The sequence below is a fragment of the Acidobacteriota bacterium genome (assembly GCA_003696075.1).
In the GTDB taxonomy this organism is placed as follows: domain Bacteria; phylum Acidobacteriota; class Polarisedimenticolia; order J045; family J045; genus J045.
On record RFHH01000141.1, the window covers coordinates 25,397 to 42,881 of the forward strand.

Consider the following 17,485-nt stretch of genomic DNA (forward strand, 5'->3'; position numbering starts at 1 on the left):
AATCGTCAATCGCAGCGGTTGGCCAGGTCCTGCGGGAACGGGCAGAGCGTGCTGGAGGTGTCTTCCGGGCGTTCGGCGCCGCCGCTGTCCACCCCGTAGGAGCCCTCGACCGAGCCGTCGTTGGCGACCACCACGAAGAAGAGCGACGCCGGCGAGGACGGCGGCATCCAGTCGTAGCTCCCGGAGTTGCCGATCGCGCACTCCTGCCCGCTGTAGGCGTAGCTGGCCACCTGATCGAGCGGTCCGTACTCGATCACGTTGTCGGTGGCGGCGCAGGCGGGCGCGTAGGTGATGTGGATCGCGCCGGAGGCGAGCCGTTCCGCCGTCATCTGCGCCAGCGAGCCTCCCGACACCTCTCCCGGTGTCGCCGAGGGCCCGCAGTCCGGATCGGCGGTGTCGTAGGACAGGTCGCCGTCGTTGTCGAGTCCCTCGAGCGCTCCCGCCTTGTTCTCGGTGTAGTCGGGCGGCGGGTTGCACGGGTCCTTCGGGATCCTCGGCCATCCCGGCTTTCCGTAGTACGGCGGCAGGACCGTTTCACCGACGGGCGTGTACGAGGCGGGATCGGCGTCCGGATGGCACAGGCCGCACTCGGTCACCCCTGCGCGCCAGTGATGCTGGCGCAGCCCGGCGCCGAACCCCTGGGTGCCCGTTCCGGACCCGTCCTCGGCGCGGCCGTGGCATCCCGAGCATCCGTAGGGCGGGAGGTTCGCCACCCCGCTCGACTCGCCGATCCGGACGGGGAACTTGCCCCCCTTGTGGCAGGCGTCGCACTCGCCGTCCAGCATGTCGTAGCGGTGGATGTTGTGGAGATTGCCCCAGTCCTGGCCGTCGGTGTTCGAGATGTAGTGGTTGCTGCGGAAATCTCCGTGACAGGCGCGGCAGTTCGTCGCGTCACGGTTCTCCGAATAGGTCTGATACGCCAGAGCCGCTCCGGTCGCGCCCGCGGCGACCAGAAGCGCGGCCCAGAACACGAACCAACGGTCGCCGGCGCTCCGCGCCGGACGCTCCCGCTTCCCCTCGATGCGTCGCATGCCGCCTCCTTCGGCGCCGCGCGACCGCACCGCCCTCGCACGCACGTGCCCTCCGCGCACGCCGCTGCCGGCGTGCCGCGGGCCTTGCAGAGGGCAGGGGAACGTGGATCTGCGGTGCGGGCCGGCGCGCCACGTGCGGGCCCGACGCGCGTCGACTCGCGTCGTCTCCCACCGCAGAGGAAACGAGTCTAGTCAGCTCGGAGCACGCCTGCCCGCGCGCCGGTGCGTTCGATCACGGCCGTCCGTGATGGCGGTCAAGGATCTGATCCGGGCGGATCACGCACGCGAAAGCGGCCGACGCGGCGAGGGCCTTGCGCGCAGCGGGGGCGACGAATGCCGCGACGGGACTCGGGGCGGCGCGATCGGCGGTGCGGCGGCCGGCTTCCTCCCGCTCGTCACCGGCCCTCCCGCGAGTGGATCGTTTCCCCGAACTGCCCGGCGATCGGTTGGGCCGCGCTCGGTGCGGCGTGGCCGGCCCTGTTTCGAAAGCCTTGGAGGGGTGCTTCCCCGATGGTGCGTTCTCGCACCGAAACCATTGAGCACTCGGAGGTTATGACCTCGGGCGGCCGCGTGGCCGCGAGATCGTCCCGGAGTCTCTACCTGCCGTTGAGTTGCGGAGCGTTTCGCACCATTGAGGGTGCACCTCCGAAGCCTTGCCGCGGACCGCTCGGGTTTCGTGCGGGCCATCGAGCGGTCTGATGCGGCGTTTCGCTACGGTGTTTCCGGGCGATCCGGCCCAGGAGCGTATCGCCTCAGACGGCACGCGCCGTCCGGCCGGCGCCGGCCGCCCTCTCGGCGAACTCTCGCACGAGCCGGACCATCCCCTCCTCCACCGTGATCCGCGCGCGCCACCCGAGGATCCGCTCGGCGCGCCGCGGGTCGCCGAAGAACCGCTCGACGTCGAACCGCCGCGGAGGTGCGTCGACCACCGTCAGCCCCGGGGCCGCGTTCGCGGCGGCGAGCGCAGCCAGGCGACCGAGCGTGGTCGGCCGTCCGGTGAGCAGGTGGACGTGCGGAAGGCCTCGCTCGCCGTCCAGAAGCAGGTGGACGAGGGCGACGACGCCGCGCGCGGCGTCCTCCACGTGCGTGAAGTCGAAGCAATTCGACCGGCCGCAGATCCGGATCGTCCCTCCCTCCGCCGCGGTGCGGGCGAAGGCCGGGACGACCCGGTCCGGATGATCGTCCACGTCGCCGTAGACGTTGGACAGTCGGACGACCGCCGTCCGGAGGCCGAGGCGGCAGGCGGCCAGGACGTCTCGCTCGGCGATCAGCTTCGACCGGCCGTAGACGTTGACCGGTGCGAGCGGCGCGTCTTCGGTGGCCGGAAGGTGGCGGGATCGGCCGTAGACCTCCCGGCTGCTGGCGAACAGGACGAAGGGCCGCGAGGGGGACCGCAGCGCCGCGTCGAGGACGCGGCGCGTCCCGAGGACGTTCTGCCGCAGGCAGTTCCGGGGAGCGCGCTGGCCCCACACGACGCGGCTGACACCGGCGAGGTGCACGATCCCAGCACAGCCTTCGGCCGCCCGGAGGAGCCGGTCGCGGTCGAGCACGTCGCACCGTTCCGGACCGCGCAGGTCGTACCGCCTCACCGGAACGCCTTGCGCCTCCAGGACCCGCCGCAGCCCTCGACCGACCAGCCCCTCGGACCCGGTGATCAGGATCGGTCCCATGCCTTCAGCCCCGCTCGATCAGCTCGACGAGCCCGTACTCCCGGCTCAGCACCCAGACGATACGCCGCCCTCCGAACTCCGGCACGGCCCGCACCGGCGAGATCCGGTGGAATCCCTCCGGCCGGCAGGTCTCCAGCGCGCTCTCCAGGTCGCCGACCTCGAAGCAGACGTGGAGCAGCTTCCTCCCTTCCGCCAGCGAACGGGCGATCGGGGAGCGCTCGCCCAGCGGCTCGAGGAGCTCCAGCAGTGCCCCGCCGACGCGGACGAACGCCATCCGCACCCCCTCGGTGCGGTTGGGCGTGATCGCCTCCTCCGGCACGAGATCCGGCAGGCGCTCCACGGCGAGGCCGACGTGGTGGAAGCGGGCATCCGGTCCGAAGAACGCGCGGTCGACGGGGCCGGGGACGGGAAGGTCCGGCGAGTGCCCCGCCGCTCCCGCGCCGTCGCGCACCACCCGGTCACTCCCCGCGCGGGCCCAGGCGGCGGGCGATGCGGCGCGCGAGGGCCTCGACCGTCAGTTGCTCGCCGGCGGCGATCAGATCCATCACGCTGATCGTCTCGCCGTAGCGGCGATCGAGTTCCTTCTCCAGGTTGAGGGCGAACATCACGAACGTCATCGAGTCGAGCAGCGGATCGTCGCCCACCAGGACCGTATCGGGTGTCCGGCCGGGCCCGCCCGGCTCGACCGGCTCCCGCGTCGCTTCGTCGATCGCTGCGTAGATGGCCCGCTCGATCTCGCTCGTCTGCGTCGTTTCCATCGAGGTCGCTCCTGGTCACCGCTCCTGGGACTCACCGCGCCCCGCCGGCTCCGGCTGCGGCGTGCCGAGATCGGGCGGCACCTTGGCCCGCAGCTTGAGCGCGCGGCCGGGGACGCCCATCACCGTCTCCCCGGCCTCGATCCGCTGGACCACCATCGAGCAGGCGCCGACGGTAGCCCAAGCGCCGATCTCCACCTCCGGCAGGATGGCGGCGCAAGAGCCGACGTAGACCCCCTCCCCCAGGTGCACGCGGGCGTTGATGGCGGCGTTCGGGGCCACCACGCAGCCGCGCTCGAGGATCGCCTCGTGTCCGACCACCGCCCCCATGAACACGCAGCATCCGTCGGCGATGCGCGCCTCGGGGCCGATGGTCGCATAGCGGTAGACGATCACGTCGGTCGCCAGCTCCGCGCCGCTCGTGTCCACCTCCGGGTCGACGAGGCGGGCGAACGGCAGGCCGTAGGAGGCGATCTTGTTTCTCGCCCGCCAGCGCCGGACGGTCGTCCGCGCCACGAGATTGGCCACCCACGAGCGCTTCGGATCGGCCTCCGCGAGAACGCCGAACCCGCCGATGCACGGAACCCCCATGAACTCGCGCCCGTGCTTGGCGGGATCGTCGTCGAGCAGCACGATCCGGTCCCAGCGCTTCTCGACCTCGTTCACGCGCAGCGCGAGGCGGACACCTTCAGGGTTGCCGCCCCCGCACAGGTACAGCGTCCTCATGGCACCGCCTCAGGCCTGGGCCCGGCGGCCGTCCGCGGCGGCCTCGGGCCGGATCCGCTTGGCGGCGCCCGTCATCCAGTCCTTGCAGCTCTGACAGCGCTCCGGCAGCTCGGAGAAGCGGTGCTCGAGATGGAGCCGGCGGTACTTGCCCAGCCGCGCCCAGAGCGTGGCCAGCGGCTCGTCCCAGGCGTTGCCGACGCCCTCCTCCCCCTCGGTGTCGCCGGGGCAGCGGGGAACGCGGCCGTCCCAGAAGACGTGCATCATCGTCATCGCCCACGGGCACGGAATGCGCTCCTCGAACGGCACGCAGACCGGCGTTTCGAACTTCCCGCCCCAGCTCAGCTTGTTCCTCACCTTGAGCGTCGCGCCGCGCTCGAGCCAGTAGCGGCTGAACTGCTCCAGCTCGTGCTCGTTCTCGTCCATCTCGATGAACTGCACCTGGATCTCGGTGGGAGCGTTCTTGGCGTCGCGGATCTTCAGCAGCGCCTCGGTGTTGGCGTAGACGACGTCGCGGTCTCCCCCGCAGCGCAGCTTCGAGTAGACCTCGGCCGAGAAGCCGTCGATGCCGATGACGATCAGATCGACGCCCGTGTCGAGGAGCGGACCGGCGACGTCCGGCGTGAGGAGCATCCCGTTGGTGTTGACGTTGAGCGACTGGAGGCCGACCTCCTTGCCGTACCGGAGCATGCGCATCAGCCGCTCCGGCTCGAGCAGCGGCTCGCCGCAAAACGAGAACCAACAGGCGGTCTTGGGTGCGATGGCCGCGATCTGGTCCGCGCAGCGCTTCCACAGCTCGAAGGGCATGTTCCCCTTGGGCCGCCGCATGAACGGGTGATGGCACATCGAGCACGCGAGGTTGCACTCGGCGCAAATCTCGACGGCGAAGCGCGTGGGGAACGGGATCTCGCGCAGCGTCCTTTCGATCTTCGACAGTTCGGGATCGATCACGTCGGCGTCCTCCGATGGACCGCGGCGAGGGGGTCGGCTGAGGCGCACTCCCCTTCCCGGCGGCCCCCGTCCGCCCAGGACCTCGTGGCTCACTAAGTACGGCGAGACCGTCCCCGAATCAAACCCTCGTTTCCTCGCGCCTTGCTAAATAATCCATAAATCTCCGCGGTTTTTCACGCCGAGACCGTCCCGGCGGGGCCTTCCGGCCAGCGCTCGGCCCCCTCGCCGGCGGGCCGTCGTATATTGCGGCGGGGTGCCGGGCCTGCGGGGAACGCGGCCGGGCGCCCGCAGGGGGGGTGCCACGTGAGCCTCGGCAAGAAGCTCCTCCGCCTCCGGCTGGAGGCGGGCCTCACGCAGCAGGAGGTCGCGTCGGCGGCCGGGATCTCCGTTTCCTACCTGTCGCGGCTGGAGAACGACCGCGCCGCCCCGTCCCTCAGGACCCTGGCGCGCCTCTCCTCGGCGCTCGGGCTGGACGTCGCCCATCTCTTCGAAGCCGGTCCCGGAGAGGACCGCCCCGAGCGCTGCCCGGTGAGCCTGAGCGGGCGCTGCATCCTCGAGCAGCTCGTGGCGGGACGCGGCCGGCGGCCGGAGGGGAACGACGAGCACTACTCGACCGAGCAGCTGGAACTCCTGCGCGCGACGAACTTCCTGCTCCACAGCGACGACCACCAGGTCGTCTCGGCCCTCAAGGTGCTCCTCCGCTCGCTGCTCCGGCTCGCCTCGACCGAGCAGGCACCGGAATCGGCGGGCGGGCGTTGACGGGGGCCGCCCGGTCCCGTCACGGCTCGTGCGGCTCGACGTGGACCATGACGTAGCGGACCCGCGGATGGCGCTCGTGGATGCGGTCGCGCACCCGGTGCGCGATGGCATGGCCCTGGGCGACGGTCAGCCCCGGGTCGACCTCGACGTGGATGTCGGCGAAGTACTCCAGGCCGGACTTGCGGAGCCACAGCGTCTCGACGCCGCGGACCCCCGGATCCTCGAGCGCGACCCGCTCGACCTGCCGCACCAGCTCCGGGTCGGCCTGGCGGTCGAGGAGCTCGCTGGCGGCCCGCCACAGAAGCTCTCCCGCCGACCAGACGACGGCCGCCACGACCACCAGCGCCGCCAGCTCGTCGGCCCAGGGAACCCCCAGCCAGCGGACGGCCGCCAGCCCGACCAAAACGGCCAAGGCGCTGAAGGCGTCGGCCCGGTGGTCCCAGGCGTTGGCCAGAAGGGCCATCGATCCGGCGCGCCGTCCGAGCGCCGACTTGTAGCGGTAGAGCGCCTCTTTCACCACGACGTTCGCGCCCGCCAGGAGCAGCGCCCACGCCGGGACCTCCGGCGGCTCTTGGCCGATGCGCCGCAGCGCGTTCCAGCCGAGGGCCGCCGCCGAGAGGATCACCAGCAGCGCGACGTTCGCGCCCGCGACCGCTTCGGCGCGCGTGTGGCCGTACGGGTGCTCCGCATCGCCCGGCCGCTGCGCCACGCGGAGGGCAGCGAGCACCGCCGCGGAGGTGACGGTGTCCCCGAGGGAGTTCACCGCGTCGGCGAGGAGCGCGTAGGAGGACAGCGTCAGCCCGGCCCCGAGCTTGAGGACTCCCAGGAGGAAGTTCACGCCGAGACCGAGCAGGGCCGCGCGCTCCGCCGCGCGATAGAGCGTCCGGGTCGCCGGGGAGGGTCTCATCGCTCTCGATCCCCGCGGATCGTACCAGCCCTCCCGGCGTGAATCGCGCCCTTTCGGCGCGTCCGCCGAACGGGGACGCGCGGCGGCGGCCGGAGGCGCCTGCCGGGCGGTCCCGCCGGGGACCGTCCCGTCGGGCTCAGGCCGCGAAGGCCCCCAGCCGCACCGCGAGGTCGACCAGCCTGGCCGAGTAGCCCCACTCGTTGTCGTACCAGACGACCAGCTTGAGCAGGCGGCCGTTCAAAAGGCGCGTGCTGGTCGCGTCGACGATCGAGGAGTGCGGATCGCCGACGATGTCGCGGGAGACCAGCTCCTCCCGCGTGACCCGGAGGATGCCCTCGAGGCGCGGCCCGCGGGCCGCCTCCTCGAGGTGGTCGTGCACCGCCTCGACGGTGGCCGGCGAGCGCAGGCGGACGACGAGATCGGTCACCGAACCGTCGGGGACCGGCACCCGCATCGCCATCCCGTCGATCTTCCCCTCGAGCTGCGGGAGGACGCGCTCCACCGCGCGCGCCGCGCCGGTCGTGGTGGGAACGATCGACAGGGCCGCCGCCCGGCCGCGGCGCCGCTTCCGGATCGGACGATCCATCAGCGACTGGCTCGCCGTGTAGGCGTGCACCGTGGTGAACATCGCCTCCTCCACTCCGAAGGCCTCGTCCAGGACGGCCAGCGGCGGGGCGACACAGTTCGTCGTGCAGGAGGCCATCGACAGGACGCGGTGCCGGGCGGGATCGAGGCGGTCGTCGTTCACACCCAGGACGAAAGTGCCGTCGGCGTCGTCGGAGGGGGCGGAGATGACGACGTACCGCGCGCCGGCCTCGAGATGACCCGCCGCCGCCGCCCTCCGGCGGAACACCCCGGTCGCCTCGATGACCACCTGGGCGCCGAGATCGCCCCACGGGATCGATCGGGGGTCGCGGTGGGCGAGGATCGGCACGGAACGCTCGTCGACGTGGAGGACGCCGTTGTCGTGCCAGACCTTGCTCTTGTACCAGCCGTGGACCGAGTCGTACTTGAGCAGGTAGGCCAGATCGTCCGGGTCGGCGAGGTCGTTCACGCCGGCGATCTCGACGTCGCCGCGGGCCGCCAGCTGCTTGAAGGTGCACCGCCCGATCCTGCCGAACCCGTTGATTCCCACGCGAACCTTCGCCATGAAACCTCCTCGCCGGCGGCGGCTATGCCGGATCGCCGGCCCGCGGCGCGCGGCCCTCCTCCCCGCCGGCCGCGTCCGCCGCCGGAGGGGCGGGGCGCGCCGGGGCGATCCGCGCCAGCGCGTGGCAGGCGACCCCGGCCCCGCCGGCCAGCGCTCCCAGTCCCTCGGTGCGTTTCGCCTTGACCGAGACCGCCTCCGGGGCCAGGCCGAGCGCGGCCGCCAGGGCCTGCCGGATCCGGTCTCTCGCCGGCGCCCGTTTCGGCCGGTCGAGCACGAGGACGGCGTCGACCTGGACCGGCCGCCAGCCCGCGCCGGCGAGGTGGCGAACCGTCCGCCGGAGGAGTTCGTCGCCCGCCATCCCTGCGCACGCCGGATCGTCGTCGGGAAACAGCTCGCCGACGTCGCCCAGGGCCGCGGCTCCGAGCAGCGCGTCGGCGACCGCGTGCGCGAGCGGGTCGCCGTCGCTGTGGCCGGCGGGGCCCCTGGAGGGATCGACGGTGACGCCGGCGAGGCGGAAAGGACGCCCCTCCGCGATCGGATGCACGTCCCAGCCGATGCCGGCCCGCTCGGAGCCCGGCCCTCCCCCCCGCGCCGCCAGGATCGCCTCGGCGCGGGCGAGATCCGCGGGCCAGGTGATCTTCAGGTTCTCCGGATCGCCAGGCACCAGGGCCACCTCGTGGCCGCAGCGGCGCACGACGGCGCCGTCGTCGGGGGCGTCCCAATCGCCGGGCGCGGCGTCGTGGCAGCGCCGGAGGAGCGGCGCGTCGAACCCCTGCGGCGTCTGGACGGCGCGCAGTCGGCCGCGCTCGATCTCCGCCTCCACGCGGCCGTCCCGCTCGCGCACGAGGGCGTCCGGCACCGGGACGGCGGGCACCGCGGCCCCGGCGCGCTCCGCGGCGCGGGCGACCCGCTCGACGAGCGGGACGGTCACGAGGGGCCGGGCCGCGTCGTGGACGAGCACGGTCCCGTCGCCGGCGAGCCGCAGACCGGCGGCCACCGAGTCGCGTCGCCGGGGTCCGCCCTCCGCCCACTCGCACGGAACGGCAAGGCCCGCCAGGGCGTCGCGCCAGACGCGCTCCGGCGAGCCGGCCGGGTAGACGACGATCAGGCGCGAGAGGCCGGGCGTGCCGGCGAGCGCCTCCGCCGACCAACGCACCAGCGGCCGCCCCGCCAGCGGCACCAGCGCCTTGGGGCACCCGGCTCCCAGCCGGCGCCCCGCGCCGCCGGCGAGCAGGATCGCCGCCAGGGGTGACGCCATCAGAACTCCAGGAGCTCCTTCTCCTTCGCCTTGGCGAGGTCGTCGATGGCCTTGATGTGCTCGTCGGTCAGCTTCTGGATCTTCTCGAGCCCGCGGCGGGCGTCGTCCTGCGACAGCTCGCCGTCCTTCTCCGCCTTCTTGATGCGCTCGTTGGCGTCGCGCCGGATGTGGCGGATGGCGTTGCGCCCCTCCTCCGCGATCTGCCCGACGCGCTTGGCGAGCTGCTTGCGCCGTTCCTCGGTGAGCGGCGGGATCGGGATCCGGACGACCTTCCCGTCGTTCGACGGGTTCAGCCCGAGATCGGCCGCCAGGATGGCCTTCTCGATTTCGCCGATCAGCGACGGGTCGAACGGCTGGGCGACGATGAGGCTCGGATCGGGAACGGAGAGCTTGCAGACCTGGTGGAGCGGGGTCTTCTGCCCGTAGTAGTCGACGCTGACCCCCTCGAGGATCGCGGTGCTCGCCCGGCCGGTGCGAAGCTGGGCCAGGTCGCGCCGGATCGCCTCGATGGTCTGGTCCATGCGTTTGCCGGTCGACGCGAACAGCTCCTCGAGCATCTCCTCACTCCTCCGCCGGCCGGGCAACCGTGCCGGGCGCGCCCTCGCGGACGATGGAGCCGATGCGCCGCCCGAGGACGATCGCCCGGATGTTGCCCGGTCGCCTCAGACTGAAGACGACGATCGGCATGCGGTTGTCGCGGCACAGCGTCACCGCGGTGGCGTCCATGACGCCGAGACGCTCCGTGAGCACCTGCTGGTAGGTCAGCTCCGGGATCATCTTCGCGTCCCGGTGTCGCTCGGGATCCTTGTCGTACACGCCGTCCACCTTGGTCGCCTTCAGCAGCACCTCGGCCCGCAGCTCCATGGCGCGGAGGGCGGCGGCGGTGTCGGTGGTGAAGTAGGGGTTGCCGGTGCCGGCGGCGAGGATGACGACCCGGCCCTTCTCCAGGTGGCGGATCGCCCGCCGCCGGATGAACGGCTCGGCGACCTTCTGCATCTCCACCGCGCAGAGCACGCGGGTGTCGAGCCCCGCCGCCTCGAGCGCGTCCTGGAACGCCAAGGCGTTGATGACGGTGGCGAGCATGCCCATCTGGTCGCCGGTCACCCGGTCGACACCGCCGCGCGCGGCCTCCGAGACGCCGCGGAAGATGTTCCCGCCGCCGACGACGACGCCGATCTGGACCCCGAGCGCGTGGACGTCGGCGATCTCCCGCGCGATCCGCTGGACGGTCCCGGGGTCGATGCCGAACGGCTTGTCGCCCAGCAGCGCCTCGCCGCTCAGCTTGAGCAGGATGCGCCGGTATTTCGGCTCCTCGTCAGCCATGTCAGCACCGCCCCCGGGCGGAGATCATCCCCGTCCCAGCTCGAAGCGGGCGAAGCGGGCGACCTGGATGTTCTCGCCGAGCTTCGCGATCGCCTCCTGAATCACCTGGCTGACCTTCTTGTCGGGATCCTTGATGAACGGCTGCTCGAGCAGGCAGACCTCTTCGTAGAACTTGCCGAGCTTCCCCTCGATGATCTTCTCGACGATGTGCTCGGGCTTGCCCTGGTCCTTGAGCTGCTCGCGGTAGATCTCCCGTTCCTTGTCGAGGACCTCCGGCGTCACCTGCTCGCGCGAGACGAACTGAGGCGCCGCCGCCGCGATCTGCATGGCGAGGTCGTGCACGAGGGACTTGAAGTCATCGGTGCGCGCGACGAAGTCGGTCTCGCAGTTGACCTCGAGCAGGACGCCGACGCGCCCGCCGGGGTGGATGTAGGCGGAGACGATCCCTTCCTTCGTCTCGCGGCCCGCCTTCTTGGCCGCCTTCGACAGGCCCCGCTTCCGCAGCTCCTCGACCGCCTTGTCGAAGTCGCCACCGGCCGCCGTGAGCGCCTGCTTGCAATCCATCATGCCCGCGCCGGTCATCGCGCGGAGCTTCGCCACGTCCTGCGCCGTCACCGCCATCGTCTCGTCCCTCCCGGCGTTCGTTCTCGATCCGGCCCGGCCGCTCAGGCGTCGTTGGCCGGCGGGGCAGCCGGCGCGGTCTCCGGAGGCGTCTCCGACGGCGCGGGGGCGGCTCCCTCACCGCCCGCGGCCGCCTCGCGGGCGCCGGCGGCCTTGCCCGGCTCCGCGCCGGCCGGCACCTCGATCTCGCGGGGCGGCTCCCGCCTGGCCGGGGCGCGGCGCCGCCCCGTGCGAGCCGCCCGCTCCGGGCGGGCCGCCCGCCACCGCGCGCGACCGTCGAGGATGGCGTCGGCCACGCGGGTGACGAGGAGGTCGATCGACCGCATCGCGTCGTCGTTGGCCGGAATCGGGTAGTCGATCACGGTCGGATCGGAGTCGGTGTCCACGATCGCGACGACGGGGATGCCGAGCTTGTTCGCCTCGGCCACCGCGATCGCCTCGCGCCGCGCGTCCACCACGAACAGCGCGTCGGGCCGCCGCCCGATCTCCTTGATGCCCCCGAGGACCGCCGACAGGCGCGCGCGCTGCTTGGTCAGCCGCAGCCGTTCCTTCTTCGTCAGGTGCGCGAACCGCTCGTCCGACTCCACGTTGTCCAGCTCGCGAAGCCGGTCGATCGACTTCTTCACCGTCTGCCAGTTCGTCAGCAGGCCGCCGAGCCACCGCTTGGTGATGTAGAACATCTCGCAGCGCTTCGCCTCGCGCTCGACGATCTCCTGCGCCTGCCGCTTCGTGCCGACGAAGAGGATCAGCTTGCCCTGCGCGGCCAGCTCGTTGAGGAAGGTCAGCGCCTCCTTCAGCATCACGACCGTCTTCTGCAGGTCGATGATGTACACGCCGCCACGGAGGCCGAACACGTAGGGCCTCATGCGGGGATTCCAACGGGACTTCTGGTGACCGAAGTGGGCGCCGGCCTCGAGGAGGTCGCGCAACGACACGTCGAAAGAGGTTTCCACGAAACCCTCCGGGTCAGGCGGCCGGCGAGGGCGGCGCCGCGCCGCCTTGGGTTGACGCCAGCGGAGCGTTTACCGCTTCGAGAACTGGAAGCGGGCCCTGGCTCCCCTCTGGCCGTATTTCTTGCGCTCGACCTCGCGCGCGTCCCGCGTCAGCAGTCCCTCCGCCTTCAGCTTGGGACGGAGTTCCGGATCGCTGGCGACGAGCGCCCGGGCGATGCCGAGGCGCAAGGCGCCGGCTTGGCCTGACAGGCCGCCGCCGGTGATGTTGGCGATGATGTCGAACTTGCCTTTCGTCTCCGTCACCGCCAGCGGCTGCTCGATCATCAGCCGCAGGGTCGGCTGCGGAAAGTACTCCTCGAAGCCGCGCTTGTTGACCCGGATCTGGCCCGTTCCCGGGCGCAGGTAGACCCGCGCCACCGCGGTCTTGCGTCGCCCCGTGCCGTAGTACTGCTCCGCCACGCCCATCGCGCTCCTCAGACCCGGCCGCGGCCGTCGATCGGCAGCGGTTCCGGCTTCTGCGCCTGATGCCGGTGCTCCGGCCCGGCGTACACCTTCAGCTTGGTGAACATCTTCCGGCCCAGCCGCGTCTTCGGCAGCATCCGCTTCACGGCCAGTTCGATCGCACGCTCGGGCCGCGTGGCGAGCAGCCGCCGGGCGACGATCTCCTTCAGGCCGCCCGGGTGGCCGCTGTGCCGGCGGTAGACCTTCTGGTCCAGCTTCCGCCCGGTGAGCCGGACCTTCGCCGCGTTGACGACCACCACGTGGTCGCCGCAGTCGAGGTACGGCGTGTACTGCGGCTTGTGCTTGCCGCGAAGCCGGTGGGCGACGATGCTGGCGAGGCGGCCGAGCGGGACGCCGTCGGCGTCCACCAGCCACCAGCGGCGCGGAATCTCTCCGGGAGACGGCACGTAGGTCTTCATCTCGCCTTCGCTTCACCCTGGACGCCGGCCAGGGACAAGGGGCCTCGGCGCGTAGACGACGCGGGCGCACGACACCCGTCGTGCGCGAGGCCGGGAGAGACTACCGCCGGGCCCCCCGGGTGTCAAGCCGGCGGCCGCCCGAACGGCTCGCCCCGCCCGGGCTTCGCGGGGCTACCATAGGCCGCCCGTCCTCCGGAGACGCGCCGTGTCGCGCCGTACCCTCCTCCGCCTCGCCGTCGCCGCCGGCCTCCTCGCCGCGGGAGCCGCCGCCCTCCGCTGGGCCGCCCGCCCGCGTCCGGTTCCCGTCGTCGCCGCCCGCGTCGACCGCGGCACGGTCGTCGCCTCGGTGGCCAACACCCGCGCCGGGACGGTGAAGGCGTGCCGGCGGGCGCGCCTGGCCCCCCAGATCGGGGGCCGCATCGCGCGCTTGCCGGTGCACCGGGGCGACCGTGTCGAGAAGGGCGACCTGCTGCTCGAGCTGTGGAACGACGATGTCGAGGCGGAGGCGGCGATCGCCGAAGCCGAGGCGCGCGCCGCCGCCGCGAACGCCGAGCGGCTCTGCGCGCGCGCGGCGTTCGCCGAGCGCGAGGCGGCCCGGACCGAAAGGCTCGCGCGCGACGACGTGGCCGGCGAGGGCCGGCTCGACCGCGCGCTGACCGAACGCGACACCGCCCGCGCGGCGTGCGCCGCCGCCCGGGCGCAGGCGGAGTCGGCCCGGGCCCGGATCGCCGCCGCGCGCGCCGCCGTGGCGCGCACGATCCTGCGCGCCCCGTTCGACGGCGTGGTGGCCGAGGTGAACGGGGAGCTGGGCGAGTTCGTCACCCCCTCCCCGCCCGGCATCCCGACCCCACCGGCGGTCGATCTGATCGAGGAGAACTGCCTGTACGTCGCCGCGCCGCTGGACGAGGTGGACGCCCCGCGCGTGGCCGCCGGGCAGCGGGCGGAGGTCACCCTCGACGCCTACCCCGGCCGGAGCTTCCCCGGGCACGTGCGGCGGGTCGCACCGTACGTGCTGGACGTGGAAAAGCAGGCCCGCACCGTCGAGGTCGAGGTCGAACTCGACGACCCGCAGGCCGCCCCCGGCCTGATGCCCGGCTACAGCGCCGACGTCGAGATCCTCCTCGACTCCCGCGAGGACGTCCTGCGCGTGCCCACCGACGCCCTCGTCGACGGCCGGCGCGTCCTCGTCGTCGAGGGTGGCCGGCTCGCCGCGCGCGAGGTGCGGACCGGTATCGCGAACTGGCGGTGGACGGAGATCCGCGACGGGCTGCGCGAGGGAGAGCTGGTCGTCGTCTCGCTCGATCGCGAGGGTGTGGCGGCGGGAGCGCGCGTGGCGGTGGAGCGGATCGTCGGGCCGGAGCCGTGATCGAGCTCACCGGTGTCGGCCGGCGCTTCCGCGTCGGCGACCAGTTCGTCGACGCCCTCAAGGAGGTCGACCTGACGATCGCCTCCGGCGAGTACGTGTCGGTGATGGGGCCGTCCGGCTCCGGCAAGTCGACTCTCCTGCACATCCTCGGCCTGCTCGACCGCCCCACTTCGGGCCGGTACCGGCTGGGCGGCCGCGACGTGGGCAGTCTGGGCGAAGCCGAGCAGGCGCGGGTGCGGCGGGAGCGGGTGGGGTTCGTGTTCCAGTTCTTCCACCTCGTCCCGCGGATGACGGCGGCCCAGAACGTCGAGCTGCCGCTGCTTCTGGCCGGTGTCCCGGCCGCCGAGCGGAGGCGGCGCGTGGAGCGGGCGATCGAGGCGTTCGGACTCGCCGACCGCGCGAACCACCGCCCCGATCAGCTCTCCGGGGGGCAGCGGCAGCGGGTGGCCATCGCGCGCGCCACCGTGATGGAACCGGAGCTGCTCCTCGCCGACGAGCCCACGGGCAACCTCGACCGCGCCTCCGGATTCGAGGTGCTCGAGTTGCTCGAGGAGCTCAACGCGCGCGGCATCACGCTGGTGGTGGTGACCCACGACCCGGAGATCGGCGGGCGTGCCCGCCGCTGCATCCGCCTGATGGACGGCCGGATCGTCGAGGACCGGCCGAGGGAGACGGCCGAGTGACGGCGGCGGACCTGGCGCGGTTCACGCTCGGCAGCCTCGGGGGGGCGCGCCTCCGGTCCGGCCTCACCCTGCTCGCGATGGCGATCGGCGTGGCCTCGGTGGTGGTCCTCACCGGCCTGGGGGAGGCGGCGCGGCGCTACGTCACCGGGCAGTTCGCCGCGCTGGGCACGCACCTGCTGATCGTCCTGCCGGGGCGTTCGGAGACGACCGGCGGCCCGCCGCCGATCCTCGGGGAGGTGCCGCGCGACCTGACGATCGACGACGCGCTCGCCCTGCTGCGCTCGCGGGCCGTCCGGCGCGTCGCGCCGATCGCCGTCGGCGCGGCGCCGGTGTCCCACGGCCCCTACGAGCGGGAGGTGACGATCATCGGATCGACGGCGGACTTCGCGCCGATCCGGAGGCTGAGGATGGCCTCGGGACGGTTCCTGCCGCCGCGCGACCCCCACCGCCCGTCCGCGGTCGCGGTGATCGGCGGGACGGTGCGGCGCGAACTCTTTCGGGGAGAAAACCCCCTCGGGCGATGGATCAGGATCGGCGACCGGCGCTACCGCGTGATCGGCGTGCTCGCCTCCTCCGGCCGCGCCCTGGGCCTCGACCTCGACGAGATGGTGGTCATCCCGGTCGCTTCGGCGCTGTCGCTGTTCGACACCTCGTCCCTGTTCCGCATCCTCGTCGAGGCGCGCGGGCGCGACGCGATCCCGGCGGCCCGCCGGGCGGTGGTCGAGATCATCCGGGAGCGGCACGACGGCGAGGACGACGTGACGGTGATCACCCAGGACGCGGTGCTGGCGACGTTCGACCGGATCCTGCGGACGATGACGCTCGCGGTGGCCGGCATCGCCGCCGTCAGCCTGGCCGTCGCCGGCGTGCTGGTGATGAACGTCATGCTCGTCTCCGTCACCCAGCGGACCGAGGAAGTCGGCCTGCTCAAGGCGCTCGGCTCCCCGCCGGGCCAGATCCTGCGGCTGTTCCTCGCCGAGGCCGCGGCCCTGTCGCTTCTCGGCGCCGCCGCGGGCACCGCGCTGGGCTACGCCGGTGCAGCGCTCGTGCACCGCCTCTATCCGATCCTCGACACGGTCCCTCCCGTCTGGGCGCCCGCCGCGGCGGCCGGGATCGCCTTGGCGGCGGGCCTTCTGTTCGGGGTCGCGCCGGCGCGCCGGGCGGCGGCGCTCGATCCCGTCGCGGCGCTGGGCCGGCGATGAACGGTCCCCGCACCGTCGATCTCGCCGCCTTGGCCCTCGGCGCGGTGCGCGCCCACCGGCTGCGCTCCGGCCTCACCGCCCTCGGCATCGCGGTCGGCGTCGCCGCGGTGGTCCTGCTCACGTCGATCGGGGAGGGCGTGCAGCGCTACGTGCTCAGCGAGTTCACCCAGTTCGGCACGACGCTCATCGCGGTCAACCCGGGCAAGACGACGACCTTCGGCGTGTCGGGGGCGCTGATCGGGACTGTGCGCCCGCTGAGCCTCGACGACGCCCTGGCGCTGCGGCGCCTTCCGTACGTCGACGGGGTCGTTCCGGTGGTGCAGGGCAACGCGGCGGTCGAGGGGAACGGGCGCACGCGGCGCACGATGGTGCTCGGCGTGGGCCCGGAGATGCCCTCGGTCTACCGCTTCCGCGTCGCCGCCGGGCGCTTTCTGCCGGAGGACGACCCCAGCGCCCCGCGGGCGCTCGCCGTGCTGGGGGCGAAGGTCCGCGACGAGCTGTTCGGGGCGGCGAACCCGCTGGGACGACGCATCCGCATCGGGGGGGAACGCTACCGCGTCGCCGGGGTGATGGAATCGAAGGGCCAGGTGCTCGGGTTCGACCTCGACGACGCCGTCTACATCCCCGCGGCCCGCGCCCTGGAGATGTTCGACCGCGAGGGGTTGATGGAGATCGACGTGCTCTACAGGCCCGGCGCCCCCGAGGACGAGGTCGTCGCCTCCCTGCGGAGAACGCTCGTCGCCCGCCACGGGAGGGAGGACTTCACGATCACCACCCAGACGCAGATGCTGGAGGTCCTCGGATCGATCCTCGACGTCCTGAAGTTCGCCGTCGGGGCTCTCGGCGGAATTTCCCTCCTCGTGGGCGGCATCGGCATCCTGACGATCATGACGATCGCCGTCGGCGAGCGGACCCCCGAGATCGGCCTGCTGCGCGCGCTCGGGGCCGAGCGGGGCGACGTGCTCAGGCTCTTCCTCGGCGAGGCGATCCTCCTCGCCGCGATCGGAGGCGCCGCCGGACTCGTCCTCGGCGCCGGGGGTGGACGCCTGCTGGCGCTCGCGCTTCCCGGCCTGCCGGTGCACACGCGCTGGAGCTTCGCCGTGCTGGCCGAGGCGATCGCCGTCGCGATCGGCCTCGCCGCCGGAATCCTCCCCGCCCGGCGCGCCGCCCGGCTCGATCCGATTCTCGCCCTGCGCGAGCCGTGACCGCGCCG

20 protein-coding genes are annotated in these 17,485 nt (G+C 72.8%); 5 read left to right on the forward strand and 15 right to left on the reverse strand.

Annotated elements, in window-relative coordinates; all coding sequences use genetic code 11:
• Positions 1–5: 5 nt before the first annotated feature.
• The 6 genes from D6718_09740 to D6718_09765 all read right to left on the reverse strand — a co-directional run bounded on the left by D6718_09740 (position 6) and on the right by D6718_09765 (position 5,130).
• Positions 6–1,076, reverse strand: coding sequence for a hypothetical protein (locus D6718_09740; protein ID RMG44598.1), 1,071 nt, complete (start codon positions 1,074–1,076; stop codon positions 6–8).
• A 707-nt stretch (positions 1,077–1,783) separates the two neighbouring features.
• The gene (locus D6718_09745) at positions 1,784–2,701 is read right to left on the reverse strand and encodes an SDR family oxidoreductase (protein ID RMG44599.1); all 918 of its coding nucleotides are present in this window, start codon (positions 2,699–2,701) and stop codon (positions 1,784–1,786) included.
• A 4-nt stretch (positions 2,702–2,705) separates the two neighbouring features.
• A complete protein-coding gene (locus D6718_09750) occupies positions 2,706–3,155 on the reverse strand; it encodes a hypothetical protein (protein ID RMG44600.1) in 450 nt (149 codons plus the stop codon).
• A gap of 4 nt (positions 3,156–3,159) precedes the next feature.
• Positions 3,160–3,459, reverse strand: a complete 300-nt coding sequence (locus D6718_09755; GenBank protein RMG44601.1) for a hypothetical protein — start codon at positions 3,457–3,459, stop codon at positions 3,160–3,162.
• A gap of 15 nt (positions 3,460–3,474) precedes the next feature.
• The gene (locus D6718_09760; protein RMG44602.1) at positions 3,475–4,182 is read right to left on the reverse strand and encodes a hypothetical protein; all 708 of its coding nucleotides are present in this window, start codon (positions 4,180–4,182) and stop codon (positions 3,475–3,477) included.
• A 9-nt stretch (positions 4,183–4,191) separates the two neighbouring features.
• Entirely contained in the window at positions 4,192–5,130 is a 939-nt protein-coding gene (locus tag D6718_09765) for a radical SAM protein (protein RMG44603.1), read from the reverse strand.
• Between the two features lie 240 nt (positions 5,131–5,370).
• Here D6718_09765 and D6718_09770 point away from each other — a divergent pair, with 240 nt between their 5' ends.
• Positions 5,371–5,889, forward strand: a complete 519-nt coding sequence (locus D6718_09770; GenBank protein RMG44604.1) for an XRE family transcriptional regulator — start codon at positions 5,371–5,373, stop codon at positions 5,887–5,889.
• A gap of 19 nt (positions 5,890–5,908) precedes the next feature.
• Here D6718_09770 and D6718_09775 read toward each other — a convergent pair whose 3' ends face one another.
• The 9 genes from D6718_09775 to D6718_09815 form a co-directional block, all read right to left on the reverse strand.
• The gene (locus D6718_09775) at positions 5,909–6,796 is read right to left on the reverse strand and encodes a cation transporter (GenBank protein RMG44605.1); all 888 of its coding nucleotides are present in this window, start codon (positions 6,794–6,796) and stop codon (positions 5,909–5,911) included.
• A 136-nt stretch (positions 6,797–6,932) separates the two neighbouring features.
• Positions 6,933–7,946, reverse strand: coding sequence for a type I glyceraldehyde-3-phosphate dehydrogenase (gap, locus tag D6718_09780; GenBank protein ID RMG44606.1), 1,014 nt, complete (start codon positions 7,944–7,946; stop codon positions 6,933–6,935).
• A 22-nt stretch (positions 7,947–7,968) separates the two neighbouring features.
• The gene (ispD, locus tag D6718_09785) at positions 7,969–9,204 is read right to left on the reverse strand and encodes a 2-C-methyl-D-erythritol 4-phosphate cytidylyltransferase (protein RMG44607.1); all 1,236 of its coding nucleotides are present in this window, start codon (positions 9,202–9,204) and stop codon (positions 7,969–7,971) included.
• Entirely contained in the window at positions 9,204–9,761 is a 558-nt protein-coding gene (locus D6718_09790) for a ribosome recycling factor (protein ID RMG44608.1), read from the reverse strand. The genes ispD and D6718_09790 overlap by 1 nt, the downstream gene beginning before the upstream one ends.
• A 4-nt stretch (positions 9,762–9,765) precedes the next feature.
• Entirely contained in the window at positions 9,766–10,527 is a 762-nt protein-coding gene (locus tag D6718_09795; GenBank protein RMG44609.1) for a UMP kinase, read from the reverse strand.
• A gap of 24 nt (positions 10,528–10,551) precedes the next feature.
• On the reverse strand, positions 10,552–11,148 hold the full coding sequence (gene tsf, locus D6718_09800) for a translation elongation factor Ts (GenBank protein RMG44610.1): 597 nt from the start codon (positions 11,146–11,148) through the stop codon (positions 10,552–10,554).
• A 44-nt stretch (positions 11,149–11,192) separates the two neighbouring features.
• The gene (rpsB, locus tag D6718_09805) at positions 11,193–12,101 is read right to left on the reverse strand and encodes a 30S ribosomal protein S2 (GenBank protein RMG44611.1); all 909 of its coding nucleotides are present in this window, start codon (positions 12,099–12,101) and stop codon (positions 11,193–11,195) included.
• A 69-nt stretch (positions 12,102–12,170) separates the two neighbouring features.
• Complete coding sequence (locus D6718_09810; GenBank protein RMG44617.1) at positions 12,171–12,560, reverse strand: 30S ribosomal protein S9; 390 nt, start codon at positions 12,558–12,560, stop codon at positions 12,171–12,173.
• Positions 12,561–12,574: 14 nt separating this feature from the next.
• On the reverse strand, positions 12,575–13,021 hold the full coding sequence (locus tag D6718_09815; GenBank protein ID RMG44612.1) for a 50S ribosomal protein L13: 447 nt from the start codon (positions 13,019–13,021) through the stop codon (positions 12,575–12,577).
• Positions 13,022–13,226: 205 nt separating this feature from the next.
• Here D6718_09815 and D6718_09820 point away from each other — a divergent pair, with 205 nt between their 5' ends.
• From D6718_09820 to D6718_09835, 4 genes are read left to right on the forward strand one after another with little or no spacing between them, the layout of a single operon-like run.
• Positions 13,227–14,387: an efflux RND transporter periplasmic adaptor subunit gene (locus D6718_09820; GenBank protein RMG44613.1), complete on the forward strand. Its 1,161-nt coding sequence runs from the start codon at positions 13,227–13,229 to the stop codon at positions 14,385–14,387.
• Entirely contained in the window at positions 14,384–15,070 is a 687-nt protein-coding gene (locus tag D6718_09825) for an ABC transporter ATP-binding protein (protein RMG44614.1), read from the forward strand. Before D6718_09820 ends, D6718_09825 begins: the two co-directional genes overlap by 4 nt.
• Complete coding sequence (locus D6718_09830; GenBank protein RMG44615.1) at positions 15,067–16,272, forward strand: ABC transporter permease; 1,206 nt, start codon at positions 15,067–15,069, stop codon at positions 16,270–16,272. The genes D6718_09825 and D6718_09830 overlap by 4 nt, the downstream gene beginning before the upstream one ends.
• Entirely contained in the window at positions 16,269–17,477 is a 1,209-nt protein-coding gene (locus D6718_09835) for an ABC transporter permease (protein ID RMG44616.1), read from the forward strand. The genes D6718_09830 and D6718_09835 overlap by 4 nt, the downstream gene beginning before the upstream one ends.
• Positions 17,478–17,485 lie beyond the last annotated feature (8 nt).

Bases quoted from the DNA above. Each gene is read 5' to 3' on its own strand.
- gap (RMG44606.1), bottom strand. From the start codon at position 7,946: ATGGCGAAGGTTCGCGTGGGAATCAACGGGTTCGGCAGGATCGGGCGG.
- D6718_09755 (RMG44601.1), bottom strand. From the start codon at position 3,459: ATGGAAACGACGCAGACGAGCGAGATCGAGCGGGCCATCTACGCAGCG.
- D6718_09745 (RMG44599.1), bottom strand. From the start codon at position 2,701: ATGGGACCGATCCTGATCACCGGGTCCGAGGGGCTGGTCGGTCGAGGG.
- D6718_09815 (RMG44612.1), bottom strand. From the start codon at position 13,021: ATGAAGACCTACGTGCCGTCTCCCGGAGAGATTCCGCGCCGCTGGTGG.
- D6718_09790 (RMG44608.1), bottom strand. From the start codon at position 9,761: ATGCTCGAGGAGCTGTTCGCGTCGACCGGCAAACGCATGGACCAGACC.
- D6718_09795 (RMG44609.1), bottom strand. From the start codon at position 10,527: ATGGCTGACGAGGAGCCGAAATACCGGCGCATCCTGCTCAAGCTGAGC.
- tsf (RMG44610.1), bottom strand. From the start codon at position 11,148: ATGGCGGTGACGGCGCAGGACGTGGCGAAGCTCCGCGCGATGACCGGC.
- D6718_09760 (RMG44602.1), bottom strand. From the start codon at position 4,182: ATGAGGACGCTGTACCTGTGCGGGGGCGGCAACCCTGAAGGTGTCCGC.
- D6718_09775 (RMG44605.1), bottom strand. From the start codon at position 6,796: ATGAGACCCTCCCCGGCGACCCGGACGCTCTATCGCGCGGCGGAGCGC.
- D6718_09835 (RMG44616.1), top strand. From the start codon at position 16,269: ATGAACGGTCCCCGCACCGTCGATCTCGCCGCCTTGGCCCTCGGCGCG.
- ispD (RMG44607.1), bottom strand. From the start codon at position 9,204: ATGGCGTCACCCCTGGCGGCGATCCTGCTCGCCGGCGGCGCGGGGCGC.